This is a genomic window from Blastococcus colisei, from assembly GCF_006717095.1.
In the GTDB taxonomy this organism is placed as follows: Bacteria; Actinomycetota; Actinomycetes; order Mycobacteriales; family Geodermatophilaceae; genus Blastococcus_B; species Blastococcus_B colisei.
The window spans coordinates 468591-481409 of the sequence record NZ_VFQE01000001.1 but is presented as its reverse complement, the minus strand read 5'-3'; the positions used below and the strand labels follow the sequence as shown (position 1 = coordinate 481409).

The window sequence follows — 12819 nt, the reverse complement described above, 5'->3', positions numbered from 1 at the left end:
CAGCCCGGGGGCTGGACTCCCGCACTCCGTAGCGAGGGGGTCGAGCCGATGGGGCGCGGCCGAGCGAAGGCCAAGCAGACACGCGTGGCCCGTGAGCTCAAGTACAGCTCACCGAACACCGACCTTTCTGCTTTGCAGAAGGAACTCACCGGTGGTCCGTCGTCGTACACCGCCCCTGCCCGGGCGACGACCGACGACGACGATGACGACGACGAGTACGCCGACCGCTGGGCCGACGGCGACGGGGACGACGACTGGGCTGCCAGCCCGCGTTGACGCCGCTGATCGTCAGCGGCCCGATCGAGGACGCCGCAGCTCTCCCGGAGCTGCGGTGTCCTCGCGCGCGATCGGGGGCTCCCTGAACCGGAAGTCCCCGTCGTCAGCGGTAGGTGCCCACCAGGGAGGCCGCGCTCTGACCGGTGCGCGGCCGGACCGCCCCGGCGATCCACGCCGGGATGCCGGCTCCGCCGAGCTGGGCGACCGCCGCGTCGGCGACCTCCGGCGCGACGGCGGCGATCATGCCGACGCCGCAGTTGAAGGCGCGCTCGGACTCCTCGCGGGGAACGCCGTGCTCCTCCATGAGCCGCACCGCCGAGGGCAGCGCCCAGGTGCCGCGGTCGAGCACCGCCTCCAGACCCTCGGGGACGACGCGCGCGGTGTTGCCGGCCAGCCCGCCGCCGGTGATGTGCGCGAAGGCGTGCACGCGTTCCACGCCGAGTTCCGTCACCAACGCCAGGCAGTCGCGGGCGTAGATCCGGGTGGGCTCGAGCAGCTCCTCCCCGAGCGGCCGGTCCAGCCCCGACGGCGTCGCGTGCAGGTCGAGCCCGGCCGCGCTCACGACCCGGCGCACCAGCGAGTAGCCGTTGGAGTGGAAACCGGAGGAGGCCATCGCGACGACGACGTCGCCGTCGGCCACCCGCTCCGGGCCCAGGACGGCGTCGGCCTCGACCACGCCGACCGCCGTCGCGGCCAGGTCGTACTCGTCGGCGTCCATGAGGTCGCCGTGCTCGGCGGTCTCCCCGCCGACCAGCGCCGCGCCCGCCTGGGTGCAGCCGGCGGCGATGCCGGTGACGATCGCGGCGATCCGCTCCGGGACGACCTTGCCGCAGGCCACGTAGTCCTGCAGGAACAGCGGCTCGGCGCCGCAGGCGACGAGGTCGTCGACGACCATCGCGACCAGATCGATGCCCACGGTGTCGTGCCGGTCGAGCTGCCGGGCCAGGGCGATCTTCGTGCCGACCCCGTCGGTGGAGGAGGCCAGCAGGGGACGGCGGTACTTGGCGGTGTCCAGCGCGAACAGCCCGGCGAAGCCGCCCAGCCCGCCGACCACCTCCGGGCGGTTGGTCTTCTCGACCGCGGCCTTCATCAGCGTGACGGCGCGCTCTCCCGCGTCGATGTCGACGCCGGACGCCGCGTAGGTGAATTCGCTCATGGACGGCTGAGCGCGTCCTCGGCCCCGCCGGGGACGCTGGCGCTGCCGGCCTGCTGCCCGGTCCAGCCGCTGACGGAGCGCTGCTCGTCCACGCGGGGCATCGCCGCCGCCATGGGCAGCGGCGTCCGGCCGATGCCCTCGAGCACGTGCTTGCCGAACACCTCGGACTCGCCCAGCGGGATCGGGTACTCGCCGGTGAAGCAGGCCGTGCAGAGCCGGCTGGCGGGCTGCTCGGTCGCGGCGATCAGCCCCTGCTCGGAGACGTAGCCGAGGGAGTCGGCGTTGATCGAGGCGCGCACGCCGTCGATCTCGAGACCGTTGGCGACCAGCTCGGCCCGGCTGGCGAAGTCGATGCCGTAGAAGCACGGCCACTTCACCGGCGGCGAGGCGATCCGCACGTGCACCTCGACGGCGCCGGCCTCGCGCAGCATGCGGATCAGCGCCCGCTGGGTGTTCCCCCGGACGATCGAGTCGTCGACGACGACCAGCCGCTTGCCACGGATGACGTCGCGCAGCGGGTTCAGCTTCAGCCGGATGCCCAGCTGCCGGATCGTCTGGCTGGGCTGGATGAAGGTGCGTCCGACGTAGGAGTTCTTCACCAGGCCCAGGCCGTAGGGGATGCCCGAGGCCTCGGCGTAGCCGACCGCGGCCGGGGTGCCCGACTCCGGCACCGGGATGACCAGATCGGCCTCCACCGGGTGCTCCCTGGCCAGCCGGCGCCCGATCTCGACACGGGCGGCGTGCACGCCCCGGCCGGAGATCGTCGTGTCGGGGCGGGCGAGGTAGACGTACTCGAAGACGCAGCCCTTGGGGTCGGCAGGAGCGAAGTGCTGGCTGCGCAGCCCGTTCTCGTCGATCGCGATCAGCTCGCCCGGCTCCACCTCGCGCACGACCGAGGCGCCCACGATGTCCAGTGCCGCCGTCTCGCTGGCCACGACCCAGCCCCGCTCGAGCCGCCCGAGCACCAGCGGGCGCACGCCCTGCGGATCGCGGGCGGCGTAGAGGGTGTCCTCGTCCATGAACGTGAAGCTGAAGGCGCCTCGCAGCTGGGGCAGCACCTCCATGGCGGCCGCCTCGACGGAGAGGTCGGGGCGGGCGGCGATGAGGGCGGTGACCAGGTCGGAGTCGTTGGTGGCCACGAACGCCCCCGGCACACCGGCGTCGGCGGCCTTGCTGGCCAGCTCGGCGGTGTTCACGAGATTTCCGTTGTGACACAGCGCCAGGCCGGTGCCGGCCGAGGTGGTGCGGAACGTCGGCTGGGCGTTCTCCCACGTCGAGGCACCGGTCGTGGAGTAGCGGGTGTGGCCGACGGCGATGTGGCCGCGCAGGCTGCCCAGGGTCGGCTCGTCGAACACCTGGCTGACCAGCCCAAGGTCCTTGTAGACCACGACGGAGGCCCCGTCGGACACCGCGATGCCCGCCGCCTCCTGACCGCGGTGCTGGAGGGCGTACAGACCGAAATAGGTCAGCTTCGCGACCTCCTCCCCCGGTGCCCAGACACCGAAGACGCCACAGGCGTCCTGGGGACCAGGAGACAGGGGATCGAGGTCGTGCGTCAGCCGTCCATCACCGCGAGGCACCTCCCCACCGTACCGGCCCGGGCGCACGGGCCGCGGTGGAACACATCACCGCCGGACCCCCAGGGCAGAAATGGCCATATCTGCCATGGGGGAGGCGTCAGGCGAGGTTGCCGACCTCGGCGCCGATGGTCGTGTCGTCGCCGTGGCCTGTCTTCACCACCGTGTCGCCGTGCAGGGTGAACAGCTCCGAGCGGATCGAGTGCTCGATCGTCGGCCGGTCGCTGAACGAGCGCCCGGTGGCTCCTGGTCCGCCGTGGAAGAGGGTGTCGCCGGTGAAGACCGTCGCCAGGTCCGGCGCGTGGAGGCACACGCTGCCCGGCGAGTGCCCCGGTGTGTGCAGGGCGACCAGCTGGGCGCCGGCCACCGTGAAGCGGGTGCCGGACACGAGGTCCCGGTCGGGCTCCGTGTCCGGGTGCACCACGTCCCACAGCATCCGGTCCATCGGGTGGAACCAGATCGGCGCGCCGGTGGCCTCGCGCAGCGCGACCGCGGCGGTGATGTGGTCGTTGTGCCCGTGGGTGAGCACGATCGCGGTGACCTTCCGGCCACCGATCGCCTCGACGATCGGGGCGGCGTCGTGCGGGGCGTCGATGACGAGCACCTCGTCGTCGTCCCCGACGAGCCAGACGTTGTTGTCGACGTCGAAGTCCTGCCCGTCCAGGCTGAAGACGCCGGAGACGACGACATTGTCGATGCGGGGGGTGCTCACTTCAGGACCACCACGCTGCGCAGCACCTCGCCGCGGTGCATCTTCTCGAAGGCCTCCTCGACGTCCTCCAGCCCGATCGTCTCCGAGACGAACGCGTCGAGGTCGAAGCGGCCCTGCAGGTAGAGGTCGACCAGCATCGGGAAGTCGCGGCTGGGCAGGCAGTCGCCGTACCAGGAGGACTTGATCGCCCCGCCGCGGCCGAAGATCTCGATGGCCGGCAGCTCGATGGTCATGTCCGGCGTCGGCACGCCGACCATGACCACCCGGCCGGCCAGGTCGCGGGCGTAGAAGGCCTGCTCGAACACCTTGGGGTGGCCGACGGCGTCGATCGCCACGTCGACCCCGAAGCCGCCGGTCAGCGCCTTGATCGCCTCGACCGGGTCGCTCTCCTTCGAGTTGACCGTGTGGGTGGCGCCCATGTTCCGCGCCCACTCCAGCTTCCGGTCGGAGATGTCGACGGCGATGATCGTCGTCGCACCGGCCAGCTTCGCGCCGGCGATCGCGGCGTCACCGACGCCGCCGCAGCCGAAGACCGCGACGGTCTCCCCGCGCTGCACCGCGCCGGTGTTGATGGCCGCACCCACGCCGGCCATGACCCCGCAGCCGAGCAGGCCGGCCGCCGTCGGCGGCGCGGCGGGATCGACCTTGGTGCACTGACCGGAGTGGACCAGCGTCTTCTCGGCGAACGCGCCGATGCCGAGGGCCGGGCTGAGCTCCGTGCCGTCGGTGAGGGTCATCTTCTGCGCGGCGTTGTGGGTGTCGAAGCAGTACTGCGGTTCGCCCTTGAGACAGGCCCGGCACTGACCGCACACAGCGCGCCAGTTGAGGACGACGTAGTCACCGACCGCCACGTCGGTCACGCCCTCGCCGACCGCGGAGACGATCCCGGCCGCCTCGTGGCCGAGCAGGAACGGGAAGTCGTCGTTGATGCCACCCTCGCGGTAGTGCAGGTCGGTGTGGCAGACCCCGCACGCCTGGACGTCGACCACGGCCTCGCCTGGCCCCGGATCGGGAACCACGATCGTCTCGATGCTGACCGGTGCGCCCTTGCCTCGGGCGACGACACCCTTCACCTCGTAAGCCATGCGGGGAGCCTAGGCGGGAGGGGCAGATGGGGCCGGAGGGGCTCCCCGACCGCAGATCTTCTCAGTCACGCGCATGTCTCGGTCGGGTGTTGTACGCGCGAGTACTTGACGGCCGACGTACCGTGCCACCGGTCGCGATAAACGTCACAGTGCGCGACCAGGTTGCGTCCAACCGGCCGCAGCGTTCCCGTCCTCGGAGGTCGTTCCGTGGCAGTACCCAGCTTCCTGGCACGTGAGCGCATCGTCGCTCGGCCGGGCTTCAACCGCTGGCTGATCCCGCCGGCGGCTCTCGCCGTCCACCTGTCGATCGGCCAGGCCTACGCGACCAGTGTCTACAAGGTGGCCCTGGTCGAGCACTTCGACACCGGGCTCACCCAGATCGGGATCATCTTCTCGATCGCGATCGTCATGCTCGGGATCTCGGCCGCCCTCTTCGGCACCTGGGTGGACAGGAACGGCCCCCGCGCCGCCATGTTCACCTCGGCCGTCTTCTGGGTGAGCGGCTTCCTCGTCGGCTCTCTGGGCATCTACACCGAGCAGCTGTGGCTGCTGTATCTCGGCTACGGCTTCCTCGGCGGCATCGGCCTGGGCATCGGCTACATCTCGCCGGTCTCCACGCTGATCAAGTGGTTCCCCGACCGCCCGGGCCTGGCCACCGGCATGGCGATCATGGGCTTCGGTGGTGGCGCGCTCATCGCCTCGCCGCTGTCCCGCCAGCTGATGAACTGGTACGACCCGGGCTACGACCCGGCCGTCGCCGGCACGGTGCCCAGCGGCAATGCCGTCGCGGGCCTGTTCCTCACCCTCGGCCTGATCTACCTGGTCTTCATGATGTTCGGCGCGTTCATCATCCGCGTGCCCGCGGCCGACTGGCGCCCCCACGGGTTCGACCCCGCCTCGGTCAAGGCCAAGTCGCTGGTCACCACCGAGAACGTCTCGGCCAACAACGCCATCAAGACGCCGCAGTTCTGGCTGCTCTGGACGGTGCTGTTCTGCAACGTGACCGCCGGCATCGGCATCCTCGAGCAGGCCGCGCCGATGATCCAGGACTTCTTCCGCACGGGCGAGACCTCCACGGTCCTGGCCGCCACCGCGGCCGGCTTCGTCGGGCTGCTCTCGCTGTTCAACATGGCGGGCCGGTTCGTGTGGTCCTCGACCTCGGACTACATCGGGCGCAAGCCGATCTACATGGTCTACCTGGGTGTCGGCATCGTGCTGTACATCATCCTGGCGACCCTCGGCAGCACGGCGACCTGGATCTTCGTGGTCACCGCCGCGATCATCATCAGCTTCTACGGTGGTGGCTTCGCGACGGTCCCGGCGTACCTGCGCGACCTGTTCGGCACGTACCAGGTCGGCGCCATCCACGGCCGGCTGCTGACCGCGTGGGCGGCCGCCGGCATCGCCGGTCCGCTGATCATCAACGGCGTCCTCGACTCCCGTGGCACGCCGGGTCAGCTCACCGCCGGTGACTACCGGCCGGCGCTGTTCATCATGGTCGGTCTGCTGGCCGTCGGCTTCGTCGCGAACCTGCTGATCAAGCCGGTTGCCGACAAGTGGTTCGAGCCCAAGCCCACCGACGTCCCCACCGCAGCCGCGGCACCCGAACGGAGCACGGTCCGATGAGTTCTCCCGCCTCGACCCAGAACCAGCAGCCCACCCACACGTCCACGGGGCTCATCGCCTTCGCGTGGGCACTGGTCGGCGTCCCGCTGGCCTACGGGCTGTACAACACCGTGAAGGCGGCCAGCGCGCTGTTCGGCGGCTGATCACCCGTACGGCCACTGCGCCCCGTCCGCTCTCGAGCGGGCGGGGCGCAGTGCTGTGCTTGATGAGTTGTCGCGCCGAGTGGGGCCCGGAGGTGGCCCGGAGGGTTCCGCGCAGGCGCGACGCAGCGGCTCCACCGATCGGGGGACGGCTCCTGGCCGCGGTGTCACCTGAGGAGCGGTGACAGGGGAAGTAGTCCGGTGAGGTCCGCGCGGTTGCCGCTGGCGGTGACCTTCCCGTCGGCGACGGCGGCGTCCCAGGTCAGCCGGCCGCTGGTCAGCCGCAACCAGGTCGCGGCGTCGGTCTCCACCACGTTCGGCGGCGTCCCCCGGGTGTGCCGGGGCCCCTCGATGCACTGGACGGCGACGTGCGGCGGCACCCGCAGCTCCACCGATCGGCCGGGCACCTGCTGCGCCAGCCAGCGGGCCGTGGTCTTCACCGCGGCGCCCACCACCGCGCGGGGCGGCTGCTCGGCCGCCCCGTCCAGCCAGGCCTCCACCGGTTCGAGGACGGCGCGCAGCTCGCCGGCCGGGATCGGGGCCGGCATCAGCTCGTCGGCACGGTGCCCGCCGGTACGGAGCCGACCGTGACCTCGGGGGCCCCGAACAGCGCCGGCAGGGTGGCCGTCCACGCGGCGCGCAGCTCGGCGAGCGGCAGGTGGAGCAGACCGTCGACGGTCAGGGCGTCCCCGCCGGTCGTCCCGAGTTCCGTCACGGACACCCCGGCCCACCGCGCCGTCGTCTTCACGCCGCCGGGGTCCGACGTCGTGACGACGACCCGTGCCGTGGACTCGCTGAACAGCGCCGTGAACGGATCGTCCCCGAGGGAGAGGCGGGCGCCGACGCCGTACCGCAGCGCGGACTCGGCGAGGGTCTGTGCGAGGCCGCCGTCGGCCAGGTCGTGCGCCGAGCCGAGCAGGCCCTCACGGCCCAGGGCGGCCAGCAGCTCGCCCAGCGCGCGCTCGGCGGCGAGGTCGACCGCCGGCGGCCGGCCGCCGAGGTGGCCGTGCACGACGTCCGCCCACGCGGAGCCGCCGAACTCCGGCTTCGTCTCGCCGAGCAGCAGGACCGTCTCCTCCGCCGTCCGCCAGCCGCTCGGCACCCGCGTGCGGACGTCCTCGTGAACGCCCAGGACACCGATGACCGGCGTCGGGTTGATGGCGACGTCACCGGTCTGGTTGTAGAGGCTCACGTTGCCCCCGGTGACCGGCAGGCCCAGTTCGCGGCAGGCGTCGGCGAGGCCGCGGACGGCCTCGGCGAACTGCCACATGACCTCCGGCTCCCCCGGGGAGCCGAAGTTCAGGCAGTTGGTGACCGCCAGCGGCTTGGCGCCGCTCACCGCCACGTTGCGGTAGGCCTCGGCGAGGTTGAGCTGGGCGCCGGCGTAGGGGTCCAGCCGGGCGTAGCGGGCGTTGCCGTCGAGGGAGAGCGCGATGCCGCGGGAGCTGTCCTCGTCGATGCGGACCACACCGGCGTCCTCGGGTTGGGCCAGCACCGTGTTGCCGCGGACGTAGCGGTCGTACTGCTCGGTGACCCAGGTCTTGTCGGCGCCGTCCGGGCTGCTGACCACGGCGAGCCAGTGCGCCTGCAGCTCCGCGCCGGTCGTGGGACGGGGGAGCTTCGCCGCGTCGTCGGCCTGCAGGGCGTCGAGGTCGGCCGGGCGGCGCATCGGGCGTTCGTAGACCGGACCCTCGTGCGCGACGGTGCGCGGCGGGACGTCGACGATCCGCTCGCCGTGCCAGTCGACGGTGAGCCGGTCGCCGTCGGTCACCTCACCGATGACGGTCGCGAGCACGTCCCACTTCTCGCAGACGGCGAGGAAGTCGGCGACCTTGGCCGGCTCGACGATGGCGCACATGCGCTCCTGCGACTCGCTCATCAGGATCTCGGCGGGCGTCAGGGTGCTGTCGCGCAGCGGGACGGTGTCGAGGTCGACGTGCATGCCGCCGGTGCCAGCGCTGGCCAACTCGGACGTCGCGCAGGAGAGGCCGGCGCCACCGAGGTCCTGGATGCCGGTGACCAGGTCGGCCGCGAAGATCTCCAGGCAGGCCTCGATGAGCAGCTTCTCGGTGAACGGGTCGCCGACCTGCACTGACGGCCGCTTGGCCGGGCCCTCCGCGTCGAAGGTCTCGCTGGCCAGCACGCTCACGCCGCCGATGCCGTCGCCGCCGGTGCGGGCACCGAAGAGGACGACCTTGTTGCCGATGCCCTCGGCCTTGGCCAGCCGGACGTCCTCGTGCTTCATGACGCCGACGCACAGCGCGTTGACCAGCGGGTTTCCGGCGTAGCAGTCGTCGAAGAGCAGCTCGCCGCCGATGTTGGGCAGACCCAGGCAGTTGCCGTAGCCGCCGACCCCGGCGACGACGCCCGGCAGGACGCGCGCGGTGTCGGGGGCGTCCGCCCGGCCGAAGCGCAGGCTGTCCATGACCGCGATCGGCCGCGCGCCCATGGTGAGGATGTCGCGGACGATGCCGCCGACGCCGGTGGCCGCGCCCTGGTAGGGCTCGACGTAGCTCGGGTGGTTGTGCGACTCGACCTTGAAGGTGACCGCGTAGCCGTCACCCACGTCGACGACACCCGCGTTCTCGCCGATGCCGACGAGGAGGGCGTCGCTGGGCGGCAGGTCGCCGAACTGCCGCAGGTGGACCTTGCTGGACTTGTACGAGCAGTGCTCGCTCCACATGACGCTGTACATCGCGAGCTCGGCGGTGGTCGGGCGGCGGCCCAGGATGTCCGTGATCCGGGCGTACTCGTCGGCCTCGAGCCCGAGCTCGGCGTAGGGCTGCTCGTCGTCCGGTGTGCTCGCCGCCAGGTCGACGGTGTCGAGCCGGTTGGCCAGCCGCCCCGGGCCCGTGTCGAGGTCGGAGAGCCCCTCCGAGGCACTGGTCATGCGTTCACCGCGGCCTTCAGGACGCTGGTGAAGAAGCCCAGACCGTCGGTGCTGGGACCGGTGAGGTCCTCGACGGCGTGCTCCGGGTGCGGCATCAGACCCACGATCCGGCCGTCCCCGCTGGTCACGCCGGCGATGTCGCGGCTGGACCCGTTGGGGTTGCCGCCCACGTAGCGGAACACGACCCGGCCGTCGCCCTCCAGGCGGTCGAGGTCCGCATCCGCGGCGACGTAGCGGCCCTCCCCGTTCTTGACCGGGATGACGATGTGCTGGCCGGTCTCGTAGTCCTGGGTCCACGTCGTGTCCGCGCGCTCGACCCGCAGCACCTGGTCGCGGTTGCGGAAGTGCAGGTGGCTGTTACGGGTCAGCGCACCTGGGAGGAGGCCGGCCTCGCACAGGACCTGGAAGCCGTTGCAGATGCCCAGCACGGGCAGGCCCTGGCGGGCCTGCGTCACGACGTCCTGCATCAGGGGCGCACGCGCCGCGATGGCGCCGGCGCGCAGGTAGTCGCCGTAGGAGAAGCCACCGGGGAGGACGACGGCGTCGACGTCCTTCAGGTCGTGGTCGCCATGCCACAGGGCAACCGGCTCACCACCGGCCAGCCGCACCGCGCGGGCGGCGTCGACGTCGTCCAGGGAGCCCGGGAAGGTGATGACACCGATGCGCACGATTGCTCTTTCAGTCGGTGGTGAGCTGCAGCTCGACGTCCTCGATGACGGGATTGGCCAGCAGCGTCTCGGCGATCTGCTTCAGCTCGGCCTCGTCCGGGGTGCCGTCGACCTCGAGCACGAAGTGCTTGCCCTGGCGGACGCTGCGAATGCTGTCGTGACCGAGCCGGCCCAGCGCTCCGAGCACCGCCTGACCCTGGGGGTCGGAGATCTCCGGCTTCAGGACGACGTCGACGACCACCCGGGACACGCCGACGAGGGTACCGGGGGCGGGGAGGGCGCCATGCGCCCCACCCGCTGCCCGCCCTGCTACTCAGCCCCGGATCAGGTAGCCCCGGTGGTGAATGTCCACTTCACGGTCTTCAGGGGGTTGCCGGCGAGGTCGGTGATCCCGCTCGGGCCGCCGGTGAGCGTGACCGTGTACTTGGTGTTCGCCGCCAGGGTCACCCCGGGGTCCAGGATCCACTGGTTCGTGGTGCCGTTTCGCGTGACCGTGGCGGTGATCGCCGTACCGGTGCCGACTCGCACCGTGAAGGTGCCGGTGGTGACGTTCATCACCGGCTCGCTGAACGTGGCGGTGATGTCGGCGGTGCGGCTGACGCCGGTCGCGCCCGCGGCAGGCGTCCGTGAGGAGACCTTCGGCGCCGGACCGGTGAGGAACTCCCATTCGGTCAGGGTCAGGGCGTTGCCCGCGAGGTCCCGGATCCCGGAGCTGAGGCTGGCCACGTAGCGCGTGTCGGCAGCCAGGTTCTTGTCGGGGTTGAGCATGTACTTGTTCGTGGTGCTGGTGAGCGACACCACGGCGGGGACCGGCTGCCCGGTGGCCTTGTTCCGCAGCGTGAACGTGCTGGAGTCCACGCCGGTCACCGCCTCGCTGAAGGTGGCGGTGACGTTGACCCCGAGCGAGACGCCGGTGGCGCCGGCAGCCGGGGTCCTGGCCTTCACCGTCGGCTCCTTGGAATCGCCCGACGCGCTGGCCGTGGTGAAGCTCCAGGTCGTCGGGTTCGGGTCGAGCGGCTGGCCGGCGCTGTCCGTGATGGCTCCGGACAGCGTCGCGGTGTACGAGGTACCACCGGCCAGGCTGCTGCCCGGGTCGAGCGTGGCCACCTTGGTGGCGGCGTCGTAGCTGACGGCGGCTTCCACGGCTGTGGTGCCGTTCGTGGGACGAAGGGTGAAGCTGGTGCCGCTCACCCCGGTCACGGCCTCGCTGAAGGTGGCGGTCACGTTCGCGGTCACGGCCACCCCCGTGGCGCCGGAGCCGGGGCTCGTCGACACCACCGTGGGCGCAGCATCCGGCTCCGGCTCCGGCTCCGGCTCGCCGCCGTCGCCGCCCCCGGCGAGCTCCATCTCGGCGTGGGCATACCTGTCCTGGCCCCCCGACGCGGCGAGGATGACCAGGTCGGTCGTGGAGTCGACCGGGTCCTTGGCGCCGGAGGCGTTGTTCACCGAGTAGCTGGCGTCGATGAAGAGCTGCCCGGGACCGGTCGGGAAGCTCACGCTGGACAGCGGCGACTTCTTGTAGACGATGTCGGGGCCGCCGACGCCCGTGGTGGCGAGGAAGTACAGCTCGGCATTCTCGGCGTCGATGGCGATGATCGGCCGGGTGTACCCCTGGGCGACGGTGCCCGCCGGGGCCAGCGCCCAGCTCCCTGCCCCGTTCGACCCGGGCGTCCGCGTGAGGACGCCGACGAGGGTGTCGTCCGGATTCGGGGAAGCGGCCTCGTCCGCGGAGGTCTTGATGGCGGCGAAGATCCGGCCCTGCGCGTCCCCGGTGAGCTGCTTGATGTTGATGTGGTCGTCGGCCAGACCTGCCAGGAGCGGCACGTCCTCCACCCGCCAGGCGGTGTCGGCGGCGCCGTCGTCGTGGATGGCGAATCGCACAGCGCCGGACTGCTGGTCCGACCACAGCACGCCGATGCTGGAGCCGAACGCGATCAACGCCGAGATGTCGTCGGACGCGATCGCCGCGTCGGGCACGTTCGGGACGAATCCCGGGGTCCAGGTGGTGCGGCCCCCGTCGGTCGAGTGCGCCACCCAGAGCTTCGAGCCCTGGGTGTAGGTGACCCACAGATGGCCGAGCGAGTCCTGGTCGATCGTGGCCGACTCCGAACCGCCCTTGGTGTCCAGGGGAACGGGGAAGCCGGGAACGAGGGACCACGCCCCGTTGCCGTAGGTGTAGGCCGTCACCTCGAGGTTCGCACCGGTCCCCGTCCCCTTGACGCGGCTGGCGACGTAGAGCCGTCCGTCCTTGCCGCTCCAGAGGGCGTCACCGGTGCTGTTGAGACGGTCGTCGACGATCGTGCCGGTGTTGTTCCAGACGTGCGTGGCGCGGTCGAGCTCGTGGATGGTCACCGCTGTGCCGCCGGCCTCCACCATGAGCGCCCACCAGGAGCCGTCGTGGTACCAGAGCTTGCTCTGCGGTTTGTCCGCGCTCGGGTTGGTCACCGACGAGTCGTAGAAGTGCCCGGGATACGTCACCGGCACCCCGACGGCGGCCGACGCGGGAGGGGCCCAGGTCAGCCCGCCGAGCACCAGCGCGCTCGTGATGGCGGTGACCATCAGGAGCTTCCCCCGACCGGCGAGACGTCGCAGAACCAGGTCGAGGGCCATAGGAACTCCAGGGGGGAGGCGGAGACCGGCGAGGTCGCGGGGACGCTCCGGGCCCCGAGACCGTAGGTGACGGGCCGGT

12 protein-coding genes are annotated in these 12819 nt (G+C 71.5%); 3 read left to right on the top strand and 9 right to left on the bottom strand.

All coding sequences use genetic code 11. From position 1 onward, the window contains the following. The first annotated feature begins 48 nt into the window (after positions 1-48). Positions 49-276, top strand: a complete 228-nt coding sequence (locus tag FHU33_RS02235) for a DUF3073 domain-containing protein (RefSeq protein ID WP_142023883.1) — start codon at positions 49-51, stop codon at positions 274-276. Between the two features lie 103 nt (positions 277-379). Here FHU33_RS02235 and purM read toward each other — a convergent pair whose 3' ends face one another. The 4 genes from purM to FHU33_RS02215 all read right to left on the bottom strand — a co-directional run bounded on the left by purM (position 380) and on the right by FHU33_RS02215 (position 4806). Then, positions 380-1432, bottom strand: a complete 1053-nt coding sequence (gene purM / locus FHU33_RS02230) for a phosphoribosylformylglycinamidine cyclo-ligase (RefSeq protein ID WP_142023882.1) — start codon at positions 1430-1432, stop codon at positions 380-382. Then, positions 1429-3012, bottom strand: coding sequence for an amidophosphoribosyltransferase (purF, locus tag FHU33_RS02225; protein WP_142023881.1), 1584 nt, complete (start codon positions 3010-3012; stop codon positions 1429-1431). Before purF ends, purM begins: the two co-directional genes overlap by 4 nt. Positions 3013-3109: 97 nt before the next feature. Continuing rightward, positions 3110-3721 carry an MBL fold metallo-hydrolase gene (locus tag FHU33_RS02220; protein ID WP_142023880.1) on the bottom strand — a complete coding sequence of 204 codons (612 nt, stop codon included), beginning with the start codon at positions 3719-3721 and terminating at the stop codon, positions 3110-3112. Continuing rightward, on the bottom strand, positions 3718-4806 hold the full coding sequence (locus FHU33_RS02215; protein WP_142023879.1) for an S-(hydroxymethyl)mycothiol dehydrogenase: 1089 nt from the start codon (positions 4804-4806) through the stop codon (positions 3718-3720). Before FHU33_RS02215 ends, FHU33_RS02220 begins: the two co-directional genes overlap by 4 nt. Positions 4807-5013: 207 nt before the next feature. Between FHU33_RS02215 and FHU33_RS02210 the strand changes: the two genes are divergently transcribed. Both FHU33_RS02210 and FHU33_RS24760 read left to right on the top strand, forming a co-directional pair. Next, positions 5014-6432 carry an OFA family MFS transporter gene (locus FHU33_RS02210; RefSeq protein ID WP_142023878.1) on the top strand — a complete coding sequence of 473 codons (1419 nt, stop codon included), beginning with the start codon at positions 5014-5016 and terminating at the stop codon, positions 6430-6432. Further along, positions 6429-6575, top strand: coding sequence for an MFS transporter small subunit (locus FHU33_RS24760; RefSeq protein ID WP_170182295.1), 147 nt, complete (start codon positions 6429-6431; stop codon positions 6573-6575). Before FHU33_RS02210 ends, FHU33_RS24760 begins: the two co-directional genes overlap by 4 nt. Positions 6576-6739: 164 nt before the next feature. Here FHU33_RS24760 and FHU33_RS02205 read toward each other — a convergent pair whose 3' ends face one another. The 5 genes from FHU33_RS02205 to FHU33_RS02185 all read right to left on the bottom strand — a co-directional run bounded on the left by FHU33_RS02205 (position 6740) and on the right by FHU33_RS02185 (position 12740). Continuing rightward, positions 6740-7120 carry a sterol carrier family protein gene (locus FHU33_RS02205; RefSeq protein WP_142023877.1) on the bottom strand — a complete coding sequence of 127 codons (381 nt, stop codon included), beginning with the start codon at positions 7118-7120 and terminating at the stop codon, positions 6740-6742. Beyond that, positions 7120-9462 carry a phosphoribosylformylglycinamidine synthase subunit PurL gene (purL, locus tag FHU33_RS02200; RefSeq protein ID WP_246063219.1) on the bottom strand — a complete coding sequence of 781 codons (2343 nt, stop codon included), beginning with the start codon at positions 9460-9462 and terminating at the stop codon, positions 7120-7122. The genes FHU33_RS02205 and purL overlap by 1 nt, the downstream gene beginning before the upstream one ends. After that, positions 9459-10130: a phosphoribosylformylglycinamidine synthase subunit PurQ gene (gene purQ, locus FHU33_RS02195; RefSeq protein ID WP_142023876.1), complete on the bottom strand. Its 672-nt coding sequence runs from the start codon at positions 10128-10130 to the stop codon at positions 9459-9461. Before purQ ends, purL begins: the two co-directional genes overlap by 4 nt. A gap of 10 nt (positions 10131-10140) precedes the next feature. Next, on the bottom strand, positions 10141-10380 hold the full coding sequence (gene purS, locus FHU33_RS02190; RefSeq protein WP_142023875.1) for a phosphoribosylformylglycinamidine synthase subunit PurS: 240 nt from the start codon (positions 10378-10380) through the stop codon (positions 10141-10143). A gap of 74 nt (positions 10381-10454) precedes the next feature. Beyond that, on the bottom strand, positions 10455-12740 hold the full coding sequence (locus FHU33_RS02185; RefSeq protein WP_170182294.1) for an Ig-like domain-containing domain: 2286 nt from the start codon (positions 12738-12740) through the stop codon (positions 10455-10457). Between the last annotated feature and the right edge of the window lie 79 nt (positions 12741-12819).